This is a genomic window from Streptomyces sp. RLA012 (assembly GCF_056270325.1).
Window position 1 is genome coordinate 2,244,655 of record NZ_JBWDPA010000002.1, and the last position, 17,846, is coordinate 2,262,500.

Consider the following 17,846-nt stretch of genomic DNA (forward strand, 5'->3'; position numbering starts at 1 on the left):
CAGCAGGTCGGGCGGTAGTCGGAGGGCACTAGGCAGAGCAGCAGGCGGCGGGTCGGGTGAGGGGCAGGCTGACGGTCTTGCCGCCGATCCAGTGGTCGTGACACACGGACATGCGGGACTCTCCTCTAGGGAGAACATCCCTCTCACTGAGCGTAAACGAAGATTCCGCGAGCGGACAGGTGAGGGACGAGGTGGGCGATCTCGGGGAAGCGGGACGCGTGGGCGATCGCGATCTGCCCGAGCCTGACCATCGACGGGTCGAGCGCGCGCCGCGGGGCCGCGTCGGCGATCGCGGTCAGCGCGGCTTCCAGGTCGTCGGGCTCGGGCTCGGCCGGCTCGGGCTCGGCCGGCTCGGGCTCGGCCGGCTCGGGCTCGGCCGGCTCGGGCTCGGCCGGCTCCGGTACGGGCCAGTCCGTGCGCCCCATCGCCCACGCGAGCACCGAGCGGAAGACGGCCTCCTTGCCGGGGAGCCGTGCTCCAGGAACAGTTCGAGGGCCTTTTCCCTGACGCTCCGGTCCAGTTGGGCGGCCTGCTCCAGCGTGGGCCGGCCGCCTCTGCGGGGCCGGGAGGTGTCCGGCTGCGGGGGCGGGCTCGGCGGCGTCATGCGGAAAGTTCGCCAGGACGCACGTCTACCACGACCGGAGGCGCACCTGCCAGGGACGGCGATGACGCACGTGAATCCGCGGGACACGATCGAGGCGCTGGACCGGCGCTTCCAGGAGCGGCGGGCGCGGGTGCCGGTGCCGGTGCAGCGCGCCGGGGCCGAGCCGTCACGACGATCCGCTCGCCCGAGGACATGATCCCGCTGCTCTTCCCGCACACGACGTACAAGAGCTATCCGGAGTCCCTGGTCACGAAGGGCCGTCGGGACGCGCTGAACCGCTGGCTGGACTCGCTCTCGGCACACCGGGTCACCGGGTCACCGGGGCACCGGGGCACCCGGTCACCGGCGTGGACGTGTCCGGCGTCGAGGACGTCGACGGCTGGATCGAGCAGGTCGGCCGCTTCTGCACGCTGTTGTACGAACGGCTGGGCATGGGGCGGGAGTTCGCCTCCGAGGGCGGGCCGAAGGTGCCGGGCGAGCTGCGCGAGGCGGTCGACGGGCTGCGCGAGGCGGGCGGCACCTTCCTCGGCACCGCCGACGTCTACAACGACGGCGCGAGCGAACGGATCGTCGGGCGTCTGGTCGCGGCCGAACGCGACACGGTCGTCCTCGGTACGAAGTTCACGCTGCCCACCGACCGGAACGACCCGAACTCCGGCGGCAGCCACCGCAAGAACCTGCGCCGCAGCGTCGAGGAGAGACTGCGCCGGCCGGCCACCGACCACGTGGACCTGCTGTGGGTGCACGCCTGGGACGAGTGCACCGCCGCCGAGGAGACACTGCGGGCCCTCGACGACCTAGTACGGTCCGGGAAGGTGCTGGCCGTCGGGTGAGCAACACCCCGGCCTGGGTGATCGCCCGCTCCCGGGCCATCGCCGAACTCCGTGGCTGGAGCGCCTACTGCGGCCTGCGGATCGAGTACTCGCTCGCCGCGCGGTCCCCGGACCGCGAACTCCTGCCCATGGCGCGGGCGCTCGGGCTCACCGTGACGGCGTGAAACCCCCTCGCGCGCGGTCTGCCGGCCGGCAAGCGCCCCTCTTCCCCGCTCTCCGCCTCCCGTCGGCGGGCCCCGGACACCGTCACGGAGAGCGCGGCCGAGGCCGGTCCGACGCCCGCGCGGGTCGCCCTCGCCCGGGTGCTGCACCAGGGGCTGCTGCCGGTGCTCGGCACCCGCACCGTCGCCCAGCTGCACGACAACCTCGGGGCGCTCGCCGTACGCCTCGACGGCAAGCAGCTCGAAGGGCTCGACACCGCCCACCCGGGTCCGGCGCGCGTACCCGTACGACTTCCTGTACGACCGCCGGGCCGCTCTCGCGCCGCCGGATCGGTGACGGTCAGCGGGGCTCTTCACCCTGGGCGACCTCCACCTCGTGATGGAAGTCGAGGACGCCGGTGACCGCCGCACCGGCCGAGACGGTCGCGCAGACGGCGAGGAGGAGAGCGATCCAGACGGCGGTACGGGGGCGGTGCCCGGGTACCGCGAGCAGGGCCGCGACCCGCTGCGGAACGGGCCCGGTGGTCGCCGCGGGGGCGAAGTCGGGGCGGGAGGAGCGGGCGGCCGTGGTGGCGAGGGCGGCACGGGCGATGGCGCGGGCGGTCAGCCGCCGGTCCCCGACCACGTCGGCGGCGGCCTCGTCCGCGACGCGCTCGGCGGCGAGCGCGACGGCCGCGCGGACCGGGCGCAGCCCGGGATGACAGTGCGCCGCGAGCTCGGCCGCGAGCAGGAAGCGGTGGTGGCCACCCGCGTTGTGGGCCCGCTCATGGGCGAACAGCGCCTCGCGCTCGGCGGGGCCAAGGCTGCGGAGCATCGCGGTCGTGACGACGATGCGGTGCGGGCGGCCCGGCAGCGCGTACGCGTCCGGGTGGGGCGATTCGATCACGCACAGGTCGCCCGCGGCGGGGCGGCGATCGGCCTCGGTGCGCGCGGTGCGGAAGGCGCGCAGCTGGCGCAGGACGGAGCGTACGAGGGTCGCGGCGCCGACGGTCAGCAGGCCGGTGGCGGCCGCCGCCAGGGGCAGGACGACCATGTCCGACGGGGTGCGCAGGGGATGGACGAGGTCACCGAGGCCCGCCAGCAGCGGCAGCTTGAACAGACCGGTGAGGACCAGCGCGCCGAGCGCGGCGGCCGAGGCGCCGGCCAGCACGAGGACCGCGAGGGTCAGCGACCACAGCGCGGTGACCGGCGCGAGGCGGTCGAGACAGCGCCGGGCGAGCGGCGGCACCACGAAGGGCACCAGCAGCGGGATGAGCAGCAGAGCGGTCATTGCTCACCCGTTTCCGGTTGATCACCCGATTCCAGCAGGTCGCGCAGAAGACGCTCGTCGTCCGGGCTGAGCTGGGCGACGAACCGGGCCAGCGCCGTCCCGCGGTCCTCGTCCCGGTCGAGCTCGGTGTGCATCCGCCGGGCGGTGAGTCCGTGCGGGTCCTGGACGGGGAAGTAGGCGAAGCCGCGCCCCTGTCGCTCCCGGCCGACCATCCCCTTCTCGTGCAGTCTGGACAGGATGGTCGTCACCGTCGTACGGGCCAGGCCGGAGCCGAGCTCGGTCTGCACCCGGCCGGGAGTAAGGGGAGCGTCGGCTGCCCAGAGGGCGGCCATGACGGAGGCCTCCAGCTCACCCGCCGGTCGGCGTTCGTCCTTCGCGCTGGTCATGGGAACGATCCTCACCCCGGTATCGTCTACAGTTCAGTAGACCGTCTACAGGATTGTAGTCACTCGGGTGCCGTCTCGACTGCGCCCGCGCGTCCAGTATGAGAGGGCTCCCGACGATGGCCGCACCTTTGTTCGCAGCATCACAGCTCGGATCACCGCTCGGTTCACCGCTCGGTTCACCGCTCGGTTCACCGCTCGGAGCACATCTCGGGTCGGAGCTCGCCGTGAATGTTCTCAGCGCCCAGTCGCTGCTCGCCGCCTTCGGTGTGCTGGGCGTCGGTGTGGTGATGTTCGCGGAGACAGGGCTGTTGATCGGCTTCTTCCTGCCCGGTGACTCCCTGCTGTTCACGGCCGGCCTGCTCTGCACCGGGTCGGGCCACGGCGGCCTGAAGCTCTCCCTGGGGCCGCTCCTGGTCTGCGCCGCCGTGGGCGCGCTGGCCGGTTCCCAGTGCGGCTACCTCATCGGTCGCAAGGCGGGCGGCGCGCTGCTCGCCCGCGGCGGCTCGCCCCGGCTGCACGCGGGCGCCGAGCGCGCCGAGGAGCTGCTGGAGCGGTACGGACACGCGAAGGCGATCGTGCTGGCCCGCTTCGTTCCGGTGGTGCGCACGGTGCTGAACCCGATGGCGGGCGCCCTCCGGGTCCCGGTCCGCACGTTCACCGTGTGGCAGGTCGTCGGCGGTCTCGTCTGGAGCCTGGGCCTGACCCTCGCGGGCTACGCACTGGGCTCGTCGATTCCGAACGTCGACCGGTATCTGCTCCCGATCATCGCCGTGATCGTCGTCGTGTCGCTGATCCCCCTCGCAGCGGAGCTCCGCCGATCCCGCAGGGCTGCGGCCGCAGCCGCGACCCCGGCCGCCGAGAAGGGCGCTCAGAGATGATCCCGGCGTTCAACGGATCGCCGCTCGACGGCTCCGCCCCGGGCCCATGCGGCGACGGGCCGTCGCCGTCCCGTCGCGGGGGCCGATCCGGCTCGGTGATCTCGTCATCGGCGTCGCCGTGCGCCGGTGCGGCCCGCAGGAGCGTGAACTGTTTCTGCGGCCCGAGGAGTTCGAGCTGCTCGCCATGCCATGCCGAATCCCCCAAGTCCCCGCGGCTTGAGGCTTGAGGCTTCCCCGCGGCTTCACAGCACCCGACGGCGCAGCAGCACGCCCAGTGCCACCAGCCCCGGCACCAACGGCAGCCACACCGTCAGCAGTCGATAGCCGAGGACCGCGGACGCCGCCGCACTGCCCGGTGCTCCGGCCAGGGTGAGGGCCAGGGCGAGCGCCGCGTCCAGGGAGCCGATTCCGCCGGGGGTGGGCAGCAGCACGGCGGCGCTGCTCGCGGCGAGGTACGCCAGTGCCACCTGGGCCGGTGGCAGTGGCAGGTCGAGGGCCTGGGCGACCGCGACGACCACGGTGGCGTGCAGCGCGGCGAAGGCCAGCGAGCCGCCCCACAACGCGGCCGCTCGCGCGGGTACTTCGTGCACGGCGTGGACGTCCGCGAGTACGGCCCGCAGCACGCGCCGCAGCGGTCCCCGCAGGAGCACCGCGCCCGTGACCACGGCGGCGACCGCGATCGCGACCGGCGTGGCGGAGATGTGCGGAAGGCGGAGCAGGCCGGGACAGGTCAGCGCGAGCACGGCGATCAGGAAGCCGCGCGAGAGGGCCCCCGCGGTGGCCTTCACCCCGAGCGCGGTCGCCGACCGGACGACCGGCAGACCGCACCGGGTCAGGAAGCGCAGGTTGACCGCGCCCGCGCCGAGGCCCGCGGGCAGCACATGGTTGGCGGCGGAGGCCGCGAACTGCACCACGACCAGCCGCCCGGCGGGCAACGGCCGGATCACCGCCCCCTGTTGGGCGAGAGCCGAACACACCCAGGTCGCCATGGTGGCGAGGGCCGCCACGAGCAGCCAGCCACGGTCGGCGACGGCCAGCCGGTCCGCGCCGGTCTCGATCACCGGCCAGTGCCGCTGTACGAGACAGACCGCGCAGACCACCACGACGAGCGTCACCGCGGCGTGCAGGGAGACTCGCCTGCTCATGCTCACAGCGGTCGCGGGGGCGCCGGGCGGACGGGTGGTCATGCCGCTGCGCCTCCCCGGACGGCGGGCGCGACGTACACCATCAGCCGGCCGACGCGGTGCGGTTCCCACGTACGGGCGTACGCGGGCGGCCTGCCGCCCTGTGTGGTGAGCACGCCGACCGGTATCCGCTGCCCGGCCCGCACGATGGCTCCGGTGGTGGTGTTGGCGTTGTGGCCGCTGGTGTCGACGGAGGAGCAGCCGGTGTAGAAGGCGACCGGGACACCCTCGTAGCCGGTCAGCATGCAGGGCGGCCGCACGCCCAGCCGGTGCAGCTCCGCCGCGGTCTCGGCCCAGTCCCGGCGGGAGACGGTGGCGCCGTGCACCGTGTGCTCCAGCACCGCGAACTGGACCGCGAGATGCCCGACGAGGCCGACCGCCACCAGGGTGACGGCCAGCGGCCGCCAGGCCCGGCTCGACGCGGTCACCAGGTGGACGAGGGCGTCGGCGACCGGAATGGCCAGCAGGGCGTACACGGGCAGCAGAAAGCGCGGCGCCGCGTATCCGATCATGAACAGGTACGGGATTCCCGCCGTCGTGGCGCAGGCCAGGAGCAGCAGGGTGGCCGCCCCGCGGCGGGCCTTGACGGCGATCACCGTGCCGAGGGCGGCCACCACGGGCAGCGCGAACCACCACAGCATCACCGGCGGGGCGGGCAGCGCGCCGGTGCAGGGGCGGCACAGGGTACGCCCGCCCAGGCTGCGCAGCTGGTCGCCGATGGCGATGTTCCAGCCCAGGCCGCCCTGGATCCTGGAGCCGTCGGAGAGCCGCTGGGCGAGGCCGCCGTAGCTGACGTACGCCTCGACGATCCACTCTGCGCCGCCGGCCAGCAGCCCCGCGAGGAGCACGACCAGCAGCCTCGGGCGCCGCCGGCGGCGTACACAGACGACGAGGACGAGCAACGGCAGGGTCACATAGACCGCGTCGGTGGGCCGCATCCACGCCATCAGCGCGGCGCTCAGGCCCACGCCCCACAGCGCCGCCCGGTCGAAACGGTCCGCCTGGGCGCGCAGGAAGCAGCCGACGCAGGCCAGCGCGCCGATCGCGACCCAGTAGTTGGGCATCGCCTGCGGGCCGTAGAACAGGGTCACCCAGAGCGTGGCGAAGAGGGCGCCCGCGGATGCCAGCACCCGCACGGGGAGCAGCCCGCGCCAGACGCGCAGTGCCAGGAACAGGCCGAGTCCGGACAGCACGGCCAGATAGACACGCAGCAGCGCGGTGGACGACGACCAGGACGCGATCGGAGCCACCAGCAGCGAGACCCCGCGGGCGCGCGGCGCGCTGAAGAAGGCGGCGGGGGCGCCCGAGCCGATCTGGCTGACGTAGACGGTCTCGTCCCAGCCGAGTCCCATGCCCGGTCGTACGAGGACGAGTTGGGCCAGGGTGAAGGCGCCCGCGACCAGGGCCGGCCACCGCCGGCCGTCCAGGTGTCGGCAGACGCGCCCGGTCGAGGGCCGGCTGTGGCGATCGGCGCCGGCGAGCGGAGAGTTCACGGTCTTGGCCATCGCCCACCCTTCACCCTACAGTTTGTAGGGTCCTTCACCCTACAAGACGTAGGGTGAAGGTGGAAGTCATGCAAAACATGGTCAAATTACCGCGACCGGGACGAAGGTGCCGCCCAAGGGGCGCAGTCGGGGGGCGCCCTGCGCACGCCCTCACCACCTCCCTCACCCCTACGCGCTGTAAGGTGACGAACATGGCTGGCACGGGCCCCGGCGGCAGAGCGGAACGGCGCAGCGCCGGTGAGTTGGAGAGCGAAGTACTCGCCGCCCTCTGGGCCACCGACAAGGCCCTCACCCCCGCCGACATCCAGGGTGAGATCGGCGGCAACCTCGCCTACAACACCGTCCACACCATCCTCAAACGCCTGTACGACAAGGGTCTGGTCCTGCGTGACGTCGACGGGCGGCGCGGTGCGTACCGGCCCGCCAAGAACGCCGCCGAGCTGACCGCCGAGGCCATGCACGAGGCGCTGGACCGCGGCCCGGACCCGATCGCCGCGCTGCAGCAGTTCGTCACCGGGCTGAGCCCCCAGGAGGAAGAGGCCCTGCGTGACCTCCTCAGGGGGAGCGGGATGTGAGGATCGACGTCTACATCCCCCTTTTCCTGCCGCTGCTGCTGACGGCCGTCGCGCCGCAGGTGGGCCTCCGGGTCTCCCCCGCGCTGGCCGCCCGGGTCCTCACCATCGCCGCCGTACTGACCGCGGTCGCCTCCACCTGGGCGCTGCTGCTGCTCGCCGCCACGCTGGTCAACGAGACGCCGCAGGTGGCCACGGAGGCGGGCGAGGACGGCCGGCGGCTGCCCGAACCGGTCCCGGTGGCGATCGCCGTCGCCGCGATCACACTGCTCTGGCTGATCGCCCACCGGCTCGTCCGCGCTCTGCGGGCCCACTACGCGACCCGCCGTGTCCTGCGGCGGCTGTGCGAGGGACACCCGCCCGACAGCGAACTCGTCGTCGCCGCGTCCTCGACGCCCCGGGCCTTCGCGATCCCCGGCACACCGGGCCGGATCCTGGTCACCGCGGCCATGCTGGGCGCGCTGGAACCCGAGGAGCGCCGCGTCCTGCTGGCCCATGAGCGGGCCCATCTCGCCCACCGCCACTCGGTGCTGTCGACCGCCGTGACCCTGGCCGCCGCGGCCAACCCGGTGCTCGCGCCGGTGCGCACCACCGTCACCTTCCTCGTGGAGCGCTGGGCCGACGAGGAGGCCGCGCGGTCGGTCGGGGACCGTCGTACCACCGCCCGCGCCCTCGCCCGGGCCGCCCTCGTCGCCCAGCGCGCACGGCCGGGCTGCGCCATGAGCTTCTCCGAACACGCCGTCACCCGCCGGATCGCCGCCCTGCAGACGGCCCCGCCGCCGAACCTGTGGCCCATCGGCGTGGCCGTCCTCGTCCTCGGCGCCCTGCCCGCGCTCGGCGCGCTGGACGCCACCGGCGATCTGCTCCGTCTCCTCGGCGAGTCACTGCCGGGGTAGTGCCTCGGCCTCCCGCACCACGGGTACGCGCATCAGCGCGCCGAGGACCACGAGCAGCGCGCCGTTCAGGAAGCGGGCCGGGTCAGGAATGCCAGGGCGCGGACGTGGGCGGCCTGGACGGTGGCGGGCAGGCGGGTCAGGAGCTCGCGGGCCCTGCGGGCGTAGTCGTCGGCCATCGCGTGCGCGGCGTCCAGCGCGCCGGTCCGCTCCAGCACGGCGCGGATCCGGCGCAGGGCGACCGGCGGTTCGGCCTCGTCGAGCAGGGCGTGACGCAGCGCGGCGCGGCTCGCGGGGTCCGCGCGCCGGTGGGCGATCAGGACGGGCAGCGTGGGGCGGCGGTTGCGGACGTCGCTGTCGGCGGGCTTGCCCATGGCGCGCGCGGTGACCGGGTCGTACGGCAGTACGTCGTCGCGGATCTGGAAGCAGACCCCGAGGTGGTCGCCGAAGCCGCCGAGCAGGTCCGTCGTCGGGGTGTCGCCGCCGCCGAGAATGGCGCCCACCCGGCAGGCGGCCTCCAGCAGCACGGCCGTCTTCGCCCGGGCCATCGCCACGTAGTCGCCGACGGCCAGATCCAGGTCGCCCCGCATCGCCAGTTCGTCGAAGGCGCCCCGGCACATCGCGACCCCGGCCTCGGCCTGTACGGCCATGGCGCGTTCGACACGGTCGGCGGGTACCCCTTGGCGACGGCACTCGGCCAGCGCCGCGAACCACGAGAAGAACAGGGCATTGCCCGCGACGACGGCCTGGGCGGGCCCGAACTCCGTGTGCACGGCCGCGCGACCGCGCCGCTCGGCATCCCGGTCGATGATGTCGTCGTGCAGCAGGCTGCCGACGTGCGCGCCCTCGATACCGACCGCGGCGGGCAGCACCGCGCTCAGCTCCCCGCCCACCGTGAGCGCCGTGTGCAGGACCAGCGAGGGCCGCAGGAGCTTGCCCGGCGGCATCATCGCGTAACGGTGCACGGCATCCAGCCCCGAAGCCCACCCCGGCCACCGCCGCGCGAACTCCCCTTCCAGCAGACCGGCGAACTCGACGTGGGGGTGGGAACGGTGGGTCGGGATGGAGGCGGGGGCGGCCGCGGGGCCATGTTCGGGGCTCGGGCCGGGGGCTCGGCCGGGCTTGTGGGTGGGAGCGGGGCCCGGTACGGGTGAGGGGTCCGCTCGGGGCTGTTCGGTCATGGAGGCTCCCCCGTCACCCACCCGCTTGCGTGAACGTGGCGATACACCCACCCCAGCAGACCCGCCCCGGCGCCGGAAAGGCTCACTCACGCCTCGTCGCGGCACGGCCTCGCGCCGTTGTCGGCCCCCGCACTCCCACACCACCCGATCAGACGGTTTCGCCGCCTGGACTCCCCACGGCGGCGATGCGACTGCGCGTTTTCGTCACTCGCCTCGCCAGACGTTGTCGAAGGCCGCCTGTTCGATGCCGCGTCGCTGCCGTACGGCTTCCAGTTCCGTGACCGCGTCATGGACGGCGGCCAGGACGGTCACGACCGCCTCGTCGACGAGGCCCGTCACCTCCTCGGTCGGCTCGTCGTGGATGCCCACGGCGGCCGCGAGGACCATGAGGACGGGCTCGCGCGACGTCCAGCGGTCGGCGGCGTGGCGACGTGCCGGTGAGTCCGCCCACTCCGTTCGGCCGGTCCGGAGCGGACCCCAGCGGTGCCGTGGCCGGGTGAGGTGTCCTTCCGCCTCCAACTGCGCGTGATAGGCCGTCGACAGGCCACGGCCCCGGCGCCACAGCCAGTCCTCGACGGACTCGTACGGCGCCTCCCGGACGAGCGACGCCACCGCCCCGTCCAGCAGACGATCGCCCAGGGTCCACTGCGAGCCGGGCACGATGCGGTCGCCCTCCAGGGTGAGTGCCTGGGCTTCGAGGAGGTCGACCAGCTCGGCTCCCGCGAGGGCCAGCGAGAGGTCGCCCTGCTCGACAGGGCGGCTGGGCGCAACGTCCAGGGCGGTGATCATCAGGTCCTGCGGTGTGGTCATGACGGGCTCCGCGTCAGAGGCATCGATGGCCGCCCGGGTCCGGAACGGTTTCCGCCGGTACGGACCGGCGCGCCCGGGAGGACCGGCGTACCTGGGGAGACCGGCGTACCCGGGCGGCCTGTGGCCCTTCCACCATGTGGTGCGGGAAGCGGATGCGCAGCACGACCGCCACGACCGCCATGAGGACCACGACGGCGGTCACCGTGCGGCGTCGGTCCGGCCCGGGTCGTTGGGGTGGGACTCCAGGGCGGTGACGGTGAGAGTCATCCAGGGGCGCAGCGGCAGCGTGCCGAGCACCTTCTCGTGGAGTTCCTCCTCGTCGGCGGCCCGCCAGATGCCGATGCTGCGCATCTCGCCGACCGGGCGCCACAGCCGCGCCAGGTTTCCGGTGCCGGCCAGTTCCCGGGCACGGTCGGCCTCGGCGGCGCGCCGCCGGTCGACCTCGTCCTGGCTGGTGCCTTCGGGAACAGTGGTGGTGATCTCGACCAGGAACTCTCGCATGGTCCTGCTCCGCTCGGTCGGACGTCCGGCCAGGACCGGAGCGCCACGGGTGGTGGTCGTCGGGTGTGAGGGGTGTGTTCAGCGGTGTGTTCAGCGGTGTGTTCAGAACTGCGTTCAGGGATGTGTCCACAACCGCGTTCAAAGGTGCTTTCAGGGGCGCGTTCAGACAGGGGGGGCGGCCCGCCGTCGTACTTCCATGCCCTCATCCTCCGCCCGCCCCGAGGGCAATGCCACGACTGGCTGCCTCCCTGCTGGGAGGCGTGGCCTCGCACCGACGTAGCATGACGGGCGTGGAGCTGCGCCAACTGCGGTACTTCGTCACGGTCGCCGAGGAGCTGAACTTCGGCCGGGCCGCCGAGCGCCTACTGATCGCGGGCCCTTCGCTGTCGCAGCAGATCAAGGCGCTGGAACGCGACTTGGGGGTACGGCTGTTCGACCGCGACCGCCGTTCGGTGTCCCTCACCGCGGCCGGTTCGGCCCTGCTCCCCCACACCCGGGCCCTGCTCCAGCGGGCCGACGACCTACAGCTGCGCGCCGGCAGGCTGGCCGGATCGGAATCGGTACGGCTGGGCTATGTCAACTGGCTCCCGCCGGACCTGACCGCCCGCACCGCCGCGGTGGCCCGGCTCCACATCGACGCGTGGGTCGCACCCTCGCACACCCAGGCCGCCCGGGTCGCCGACGGCAGCCTGGACCTCGCGGTGTGCTGGGTGCGGACCGAGGACCTGGAGGGACGCGGCCTGTCCGCCCGGCTCATCGGCGCCGACCGGCTCTACGCCGTGGCCACCGGCGAGGACACGAGCGAGGTGCCCGCCCGGGACACCGCCGTCCTCGTCGACGACGACACCACGTCCTGGTCGTCCTGGAACGCCTACGCCGAACTGCTGGCCAAGGACACCGGGGCCCGAGCGGTACGCGTCTCCGACGGCGGCATCACCGGGCCCGCCTTCTTCGATCACGTCCGCCACAGCGACCGCCCGATCATCAACTCCCCCAAGGGCCAGACCACCCCGCTGCCGCCCGACCTGGTCCAGCGCCCGGTCACCGGGCCGGAGATCCACTGGACCTGGTCCCTGGTCCGGCGCGAGGGCGAGGACCGCCCGGCGGTGCTCGCCGTCGTCGACGCCCTCTGCGCCGGCGTGAGCGACCTGGGCATCCACGCCCCGGACGCCTGGCTGCCCGACGGCGACCCGCACCGGCAAGAGGCACCGGCCCGCTGACATGGGCTGGGAGGCTGCGCCTCTCACCTGCTAGGAAGCCGGTCCTGTCCAGGACCCCGCCGACCTTTGACTTCTCCTCACGGACTCACCTAACTTCCAGATAGTCGACCGGTCGGCTAGTGGACAGTCAGTCCAGTGACCATCGGAAACCGGTCGAGCAGTCCCTTCGAACCAGGAGAAGATCATCATGAACGCTCAGAACCAGAAGGTCGCGGTCATCACCGGCGCCTCGCAGGGTATCGGCGCGGGTCTCGTCGACGCCTATCGCAAGCTCGGCTACGCCGTCGTCGCCACCTCGCGCACGATCGCCCCCTCCAACGACGCGGGCGTCCTGACCATTCAGGCCGACGCCGCCGACCCCGCTGCCGCCGAGCGTGTGATCGCCGCCGCCATCGAGCGGTTCGGTCGTGTCGACACCCTGGTCAACAACGCGGGCATCTTCCTCGCCAAGCCCTTCCACGAGTACACCCAGGACGACTACGCCGCGGCGACCGGCGTGAACCTGGCCGGCTTCTTCCGCATCACCCAGCTGGCCATCGAGAACATGCTCGCCCAGGGCGGCGGACACATCGTCAACATCACCACCAGCCTGGTCGACCACGCCAACTCCAACGTCCCCTCCGTACTCGCCTCGCTGACCAAGGGCGGCCTGCAGTCCGCCACCAAGTCCCTCGCCATCGAGTACGCCACGCGCGGCATCCGCACCAACGCCGTCTCCCCGGGCATCATCAAGACCCCCATGCACCCCGAGGAGACCCACGAGGCGCTCGCCGGACTGCACCCGGTCGGCCGGATGGGCGAACTCAGCGACATCGTCGACGCGGTGATCTACCTGGAGAACGCTCCGTTCGTCACCGGCGAGATCCTCCACGTCGACGGCGGCCAGAACGCCGGCCACTGACCGAACACGACGACGGAACACGACGAGAGAGAACTTCCATGAACAGTTCGACGGAGAACGAAGAGGTCCTGCGGGGCGTCCTCGACCGGTGGAAGGCCGCGGTCGACCGGCACGAACCGGACCAGGTCGCCGCCCAGTTCACCGAGGACGCGATCTTCCAGGGACTGCACCCGTACAGCGTCGGAAAGCCGGGCATCGCCGCGTACTACGACTCCCAGCCGATCGGCCTGGCGGCCGAGTACCGGATTCTTGAGACCCGGCGCCTCGCCGAGGACCTCGTACTCGGTTACCTGAGCGTCGACTTCTCGTTCACCGACCGTCCCACTCTCGGCGTCAACCTCGGCGTGCTGGTGCGGCGCGTGGAGGAGGGCTGGCGCATCAGCCACTATCAGGTGTCGCGGCTCGACTAGGGCCTGGCCGGCGAGCGGTCGCCGCGGACGGTACGAAGCCCACCACCGTGGCGGCGCCGTCGTTGTGATCGGGTGGCCCGGTGACGCGGTCGGCGGCGGGGTCTTCTCCGAGCCGGAGGAGCCGTCATGGTGGGCGTCAACGGCGACCAGGCACGTCGGCGGCACATCCTCGGCGAACTCGGGTTCACGATCAGGCGGGTCGGCGATGAGCTGCGGGGGACCGCCTCGATCACACCGGAGATGCATGTACCGGGTACGAGGCGGCTGCGGACGTCGGTACTGGCGGCGCGGGCCGATCACCTCGCGGGCATCCTGACGGCAGGCACCATGACGCCCCGAGCACCGGTCACCCTGGAACTCGACGTGCACCTGTACCGTCCGGCACCCGCCGCCGGGGTGGTCCGGGGAGTCGACAGGACGGTCAGGACCGGCCGTACGGTGTTCGTCGCCGCCGTCGGACGTACGGGCGGTGCTGTCCCTGGCTCCGGGAGACACGCTGGCTCGCTCGGGCTGCGTTATCTGCAGGCCGTGCGCGCGGGACCGGCCGTCGCCACCGCCCGCCCGCACAGCGGGCTCGGCCAGGTGGAGCTGCACGACTCCGGCGACGACCACCGCCCGGCCGTCACCGCCACCGCCAGAACCTTCGGCGGCCGATGAACGTCCGATCCGGCATCAAACCCAACATCCACCCATAAGAGGTCGCAAGACGCCTTAAAATAGACAAAATGCTCCACGGATGATCGAGGTAGCGTGTTGGCCCACGGTGAGGCAACGATCCCGAACCCGCTCGGCGCCGCGAGTGCCGGCGCGGCGCCCGAGCGTGACGACGCCCTGGTCCGTGCCGTGATCAATGCCATGGAAGTGACCGGAGCGCATGCCGGAAGTGTGTTCCTGATCTCCCGCGACCGTCGCTCGCTGGTACTGACCGGCGCGTGCGGAACGCCGCCCTCCCTGCTCGGCGGGTGGCGCCGGATCCCGGTCAACAGCAGTGTCCCGGTGGCGGAGGCGTACCGCACCGGACGCATGGTCCACCTGACCGGCGCGGAGGAGACCATGCGGCGCTTCCCCCAGCTCGCGGTCGCCGTCCCCTACGCCTTCGGCTCCGCCTCGGTGCCCGTGAGAGCGGGCGAGCAGACCTTCGGAGCCATGGCCGTGCTGTGGACACCCAGGCCGGACGGGGCGGGGCTGTCGAATGCGCAGCGCCGGCAGCTGCGCTCGGCGGCCGACCGTCTGGGCACCGTGCTTGCCGGGCTGAGCGCCCGCCAAGCGCTCGGTGACTGCGAGGACCTGATCGATCCGGTGGTGGTTCCCCTGCCGTCCGCTCCGGTGATACGGGTCGGCCTGTTCGACTGGAACCTCGACACCGGAGCCCTCACCGCGGACGACGAGCTGTGTGCGATCTTCAGGATCCCGCCCCGCGAGTTCGACGGACAGGCGGCCACCCTGGCGGACAGGATCGAGCCCTCGGATCTGCCCGGCTTCCGGTCCGCCGCCCGTACCGCGGTCGAGGAGGGCCAAGTGCTCGCGCACTGCCTGCGCATCCGCGACAGCGACACGGGTGACCACATGGTCGAGCTGTGGGGCCGGGTGCCCGAGGGCCCGGGCGCCTCGCAGTCCTCGTCCCATCTGGTCGGCGCGGTGCTCGACTCCGGGAGCGGTATGGCCGCGGTGGCGGCGATCGAGCGGCTCGCGGACGGCTTCTTCGCGCTCTCCCCGGACGGGCGTCTCACCTATGCCAACCACAGCCTGGAGCGTCTGCTCTGGGCCCGCCAGGACGAACTGCTCGGCCGTCGCCCCTGGGACGTACTGCCCTGGCTGGCCGATCCCGTCTACGAGGACCGTTTCCAGGCCGCCGTGGTCTCCCAGCAACCGGTCTCCTTCCTGGTCCGCCGACCGCCCGACGAGTGGCTCGTCTTCTCCCTGCACCCGGGCGCGCAGGGCATGACGGGATGGGTGGCACCCGTGAAGCAGCCGGTTCTGGCCGGGACCGGACCCGGGACGCCCGTCCCGGTGGAGGACCCGCCCATCTCCCTGTCGCCCGCGCCCGTGGCCCCGCGCCTGGGTGCCCTCTACCGTGTGCTCCAGTTGGGCAGCGCCCTCACCGAGGCGGTCACCGCGCGCGAGGTGTGCGATGCCGTCGCCGACCAACTGTTGCCCGCTGTCGGCGGCCACAGGCTGGCCATCTCCGTGGTGGAGGAGCAGCGCCTGCGCATGCTTTCGCAGCGCGGCTACTCGGAGCGCTTTCTCGCCCGGTTCGAAGGCACCCCGCTGCATGCCCGGCTGCCCGTGACGGACGCGCTGACCTCCGGGGCCCCGCTGTTCGTCGAGTCACGGCAGGAACTCCTCGACACCTACCCCGGGATCCCGACCGGCGACTGCAACTCCTGGGCGTTCCTGCCGTTGATCGCCTCCAACCACCCGGTCGGTGCCTGCATGATCGGCTTCGACGACGTCCATCATTTCCCCAGCGAGGAGCGTGGGCTCCTCACCGCGCTGGGAGGCCTGGTCGCCCAGGCCCTCGAACGTGCCAGGCTCTACGACTCCGAGTTCGCCCTCGCCCGCGGTCTGCAGAACGCGCTGCTGCCGCACCGGCTGCCCTCGGTGCCGGGCCTGCGCGTCACCGGGCGCTATCTTCCGGGCACCCGGGGGATGGACATCGGCGGGGACTGGTACGACGTCATCCCCACCGGCGAAGAGGGCGAAGAGGTCGCGCTGATCGTCGGGGACGTCGAGGGCCACAACGTCCCCGCCGCGGCCGCCATGGGCCAACTGCGCAGCGCGGTACGGGCGTTCGTCACCGCCGGCCACCAACCCTGCGATGTCGTCGCCAGCACCAACCGGCTCCTCCTCGACCTCGGCCCCACCCCGCTCGCCAGCTGCTGCTACGCCTGCTTCCACCCCCGCTCGGGGATCCTGCGCATCGTCCGCGCGGGCCACTGCCCGCCCCTGCTGCTCCTGCCCGACGGAAGCGCCGAGATCCTGGATGTGCCCGGCGGTCCGCTGCTCGGCGTGGTGAGAACGGCCGAGTATCCGGAGACGCGGCTGCGCATCGTGCCCGGATCGGTCCTGGCCCTGTACACGGACGGACTGATCGAGAGGCGCGGCTCGGACATCGGCTCCTGCATGAACCGGCTGCGGGCCTCACTGGCCCATCTGGGCGGGGGCCGGCTGGAGGACCTGGCCGACGGGCTGCTGCGGGAGGCCCGCGAGTCCGCCGACAGGGCGGACGACATCGCGCTCCTGCTCACCGAGTACTCCCCTTCCCCGGCTTGGCGGACGGCTCCGGCGTCACCGTCCGCGCGCTGAGTCAGCGCTGTTGCCTGCCCCAGATCTTCCGGTACGCCTCCTGGTAGCCCGAGGGGTTCCAGGCGGTGGCCCCGGCGCTGTTGGCGGCCGTGGCGATGTGGACGGGGGCCACATATCCGCTGGCGGGCCGGCCGGAGAAGGCGCGGTTGAACTCGTCGATGATCTGCCAGCCCTGCAGGGACAGCGGCTCGGGGACGGTGGCGGCCTGGTAGTGCTCGCTGTCGATGCGCTGGAAGGCGGAGGGGTCGCCGTCGCCCGCGCCGATGTTGTAGGGCGGGCCGGAGCCCTCCTTGCCGGCCGCGCGGAAGGCGGGGGCGGCGTCGGCGAAGTACAGGTCGTTGATGGCGACGGAGTAGGTCCACTCGCTCCGGAAGCGGGAGAGGAGGGAGGCGATCTCCTGGGGGATACGGCTGCTCGCGTCCGAGATCGGGATGTTCTCGTATGCCAGCAGCCGCACGCCCGAGCAGGTGGCGAGTGCCTTCCGGATCAGCTCGGACTTGTTCTTGGCGAAGGGGATCGAGGCGTCGGTGAAGACCACGACCCCGGCGTTTCCGTTGGAGCGCGAGATGACCCACTGGGCGCTGAGTCGGGCCACGTCCGCGACCTCGGTGGTGACGTTGGTGAAGAGCTCGGGCCGCCGGCTGGGGCCGGGGGAGGCGACCGCGTGCCAGCCGACGAGCGGGATGCGCTCCGCGTTGGCCCGCGAGACCAGCTGCGCGGTCGAGTCGGGGTCGAAGCCGCCGATGACGATGCCCGAGGGCTTGAGTGCCACGGCCCCGCTCATGGCTGCCCGGATGCCGGTGGGGGTGCCCCCGCCGTCGATCACCCGGACGTTCCAGCCGATGACCCGCGCGGCCTCTCTCACCGCGCTCGCGGCGCCCGCGACTCCGGGATTGGTCATGGTCTGGGCGACGTAGACGATGGTCTTGCCGGACACCGCCGTAGGGCCGGTGGTCGGTCCGTTCCAGGAGATGCCGGTCTTCTCCGCCTCTCCGACGGCTGCCCGGGCCCTGGCCTGGACCGCGGGGCAGCCGCTGGGGCCCGTGGTGGAGTCTCCCGGGCCGCTCGGCGTACCGCGTTCGCACCCTGCGAGGACGGTTGCCGCCGCCAGCAGGGCGGTGCAGGCGAACCGAGCTCTGAAGGCGCGGGGGGTGGCCTTGCGGTCGCGGTGCACGGAAGCTCCTCGCGGAGGGATGAGCGGGAGGATGCCGCCGGGGTCACGGAGGTGGTG

At 72.6% G+C, this 17,846-nt stretch carries 20 protein-coding genes; 11 read left to right on the forward strand and 9 right to left on the reverse strand.

Translation table 11 applies throughout. From position 1 onward, the window contains the following. Positions 1–143: 143 nt before the first annotated feature. Positions 144–440: a hypothetical protein gene (locus RV986_RS10540; protein WP_475917129.1), complete on the reverse strand. Its 297-nt coding sequence runs from the start codon at positions 438–440 to the stop codon at positions 144–146. Between the two features lie 511 nt (positions 441–951). Here RV986_RS10540 and RV986_RS10545 point away from each other — a divergent pair. Genes RV986_RS10545 through RV986_RS10555 form a run of 3 tightly spaced genes read left to right on the forward strand, consistent with a single transcriptional unit; the run spans position 952 to position 2,000 of the window. Continuing rightward, positions 952–1,437, forward strand: coding sequence for an aldo/keto reductase (locus tag RV986_RS10545; RefSeq protein WP_475917130.1), 486 nt, complete (start codon positions 952–954; stop codon positions 1,435–1,437). Further along, positions 1,434–1,601: a hypothetical protein gene (locus RV986_RS10550; protein ID WP_475917131.1), complete on the forward strand. Its 168-nt coding sequence runs from the start codon at positions 1,434–1,436 to the stop codon at positions 1,599–1,601. Before RV986_RS10545 ends, RV986_RS10550 begins: the two co-directional genes overlap by 4 nt. An 18-nt stretch (positions 1,602–1,619) precedes the next feature. After that, positions 1,620–2,000: an aldo/keto reductase gene (locus tag RV986_RS10555; RefSeq protein ID WP_475924245.1), complete on the forward strand. Its 381-nt coding sequence runs from the start codon at positions 1,620–1,622 to the stop codon at positions 1,998–2,000. Here RV986_RS10555 and RV986_RS10560 read toward each other — a convergent pair. Both RV986_RS10560 and RV986_RS10565 read right to left on the reverse strand, forming a co-directional pair. After that, positions 1,939–2,868, reverse strand: coding sequence for a M56 family metallopeptidase (locus RV986_RS10560; RefSeq protein ID WP_475917132.1), 930 nt, complete (start codon positions 2,866–2,868; stop codon positions 1,939–1,941). The genes RV986_RS10555 and RV986_RS10560 overlap by 62 nt on opposite strands. Continuing rightward, positions 2,865–3,254 carry a BlaI/MecI/CopY family transcriptional regulator gene (locus RV986_RS10565; protein WP_475917133.1) on the reverse strand — a complete coding sequence of 130 codons (390 nt, stop codon included), beginning with the start codon at positions 3,252–3,254 and terminating at the stop codon, positions 2,865–2,867. The genes RV986_RS10560 and RV986_RS10565 overlap by 4 nt, the downstream gene beginning before the upstream one ends. 98 nt (positions 3,255–3,352) lie before the next feature. Here RV986_RS10565 and RV986_RS10570 point away from each other — a divergent pair, with 98 nt between their 5' ends. After that, a complete protein-coding gene (locus RV986_RS10570; RefSeq protein WP_475917134.1) occupies positions 3,353–4,132 on the forward strand; it encodes a DedA family protein in 780 nt (259 codons plus the stop codon). Between the two features lie 242 nt (positions 4,133–4,374). Here the strand turns inward: RV986_RS10570 and RV986_RS10575 are convergent, their stop codons facing one another. Next, positions 4,375–5,277, reverse strand: a complete 903-nt coding sequence (locus RV986_RS10575) for a lysylphosphatidylglycerol synthase domain-containing protein (protein ID WP_475917135.1) — start codon at positions 5,275–5,277, stop codon at positions 4,375–4,377. A gap of 38 nt (positions 5,278–5,315) precedes the next feature. Then, a complete protein-coding gene (locus RV986_RS10580) occupies positions 5,316–6,821 on the reverse strand; it encodes a DUF2142 domain-containing protein (protein WP_475917136.1) in 1,506 nt (501 codons plus the stop codon). A gap of 191 nt (positions 6,822–7,012) precedes the next feature. Here RV986_RS10580 and RV986_RS10585 point away from each other — a divergent pair, with 191 nt between their 5' ends. Both RV986_RS10585 and RV986_RS10590 read left to right on the forward strand, forming a co-directional pair. Continuing rightward, positions 7,013–7,396: a BlaI/MecI/CopY family transcriptional regulator gene (locus tag RV986_RS10585; RefSeq protein WP_475917137.1), complete on the forward strand. Its 384-nt coding sequence runs from the start codon at positions 7,013–7,015 to the stop codon at positions 7,394–7,396. Beyond that, complete coding sequence (locus RV986_RS10590; protein WP_475917138.1) at positions 7,393–8,289, forward strand: M56 family metallopeptidase; 897 nt, start codon at positions 7,393–7,395, stop codon at positions 8,287–8,289. The genes RV986_RS10585 and RV986_RS10590 overlap by 4 nt, the downstream gene beginning before the upstream one ends. 65 nt (positions 8,290–8,354) lie before the next feature. Here the strand turns inward: RV986_RS10590 and RV986_RS10595 are convergent, their stop codons facing one another. The 3 genes from RV986_RS10595 to RV986_RS10605 all read right to left on the reverse strand — a co-directional run bounded on the left by RV986_RS10595 (position 8,355) and on the right by RV986_RS10605 (position 10,778). Beyond that, entirely contained in the window at positions 8,355–9,467 is a 1,113-nt protein-coding gene (locus tag RV986_RS10595) for a polyprenyl synthetase family protein (protein WP_475917139.1), read from the reverse strand. Between the two features lie 204 nt (positions 9,468–9,671). Beyond that, on the reverse strand, positions 9,672–10,277 hold the full coding sequence (locus RV986_RS10600) for a GOLPH3/VPS74 family protein (protein ID WP_475917140.1): 606 nt from the start codon (positions 10,275–10,277) through the stop codon (positions 9,672–9,674). Positions 10,278–10,475: 198 nt separating this feature from the next. Beyond that, positions 10,476–10,778: a muconolactone Delta-isomerase family protein gene (locus RV986_RS10605; protein WP_475917141.1), complete on the reverse strand. Its 303-nt coding sequence runs from the start codon at positions 10,776–10,778 to the stop codon at positions 10,476–10,478. A 281-nt stretch (positions 10,779–11,059) separates the two neighbouring features. On the opposite strand from RV986_RS10605, the gene RV986_RS10610 reads away from it, so the two are divergent. The 5 genes from RV986_RS10610 (at position 11,060) to RV986_RS10630 (ending at position 16,615) form a co-directional block, all read left to right on the forward strand. Then, the gene (locus tag RV986_RS10610; protein ID WP_475917142.1) at positions 11,060–11,998 is read left to right on the forward strand and encodes a LysR family transcriptional regulator; all 939 of its coding nucleotides are present in this window, start codon (positions 11,060–11,062) and stop codon (positions 11,996–11,998) included. Positions 11,999–12,185: 187 nt separating this feature from the next. Continuing rightward, positions 12,186–12,899 (forward strand): SDR family NAD(P)-dependent oxidoreductase, encoded by a 714-nt coding sequence (locus RV986_RS10615; RefSeq protein ID WP_475917143.1) that lies wholly within the window; start codon positions 12,186–12,188, stop codon positions 12,897–12,899. A 38-nt stretch (positions 12,900–12,937) separates the two neighbouring features. Continuing rightward, the gene (locus RV986_RS10620) at positions 12,938–13,309 is read left to right on the forward strand and encodes a YybH family protein (RefSeq protein ID WP_475917144.1); all 372 of its coding nucleotides are present in this window, start codon (positions 12,938–12,940) and stop codon (positions 13,307–13,309) included. Positions 13,310–13,435: 126 nt separating this feature from the next. Beyond that, a complete protein-coding gene (locus RV986_RS10625) occupies positions 13,436–13,966 on the forward strand; it encodes a hypothetical protein (protein WP_475917145.1) in 531 nt (176 codons plus the stop codon). A gap of 93 nt (positions 13,967–14,059) precedes the next feature. Next, the gene (locus tag RV986_RS10630; RefSeq protein WP_475917146.1) at positions 14,060–16,615 is read left to right on the forward strand and encodes a SpoIIE family protein phosphatase; all 2,556 of its coding nucleotides are present in this window, start codon (positions 14,060–14,062) and stop codon (positions 16,613–16,615) included. Between the two features lies 1 nt (position 16,616). Here the strand turns inward: RV986_RS10630 and RV986_RS10635 are convergent, their stop codons facing one another. Next, positions 16,617–17,789: a substrate-binding domain-containing protein gene (locus tag RV986_RS10635; protein WP_475917147.1), complete on the reverse strand. Its 1,173-nt coding sequence runs from the start codon at positions 17,787–17,789 to the stop codon at positions 16,617–16,619. Positions 17,790–17,846: the final 57 nt, after the last annotated feature.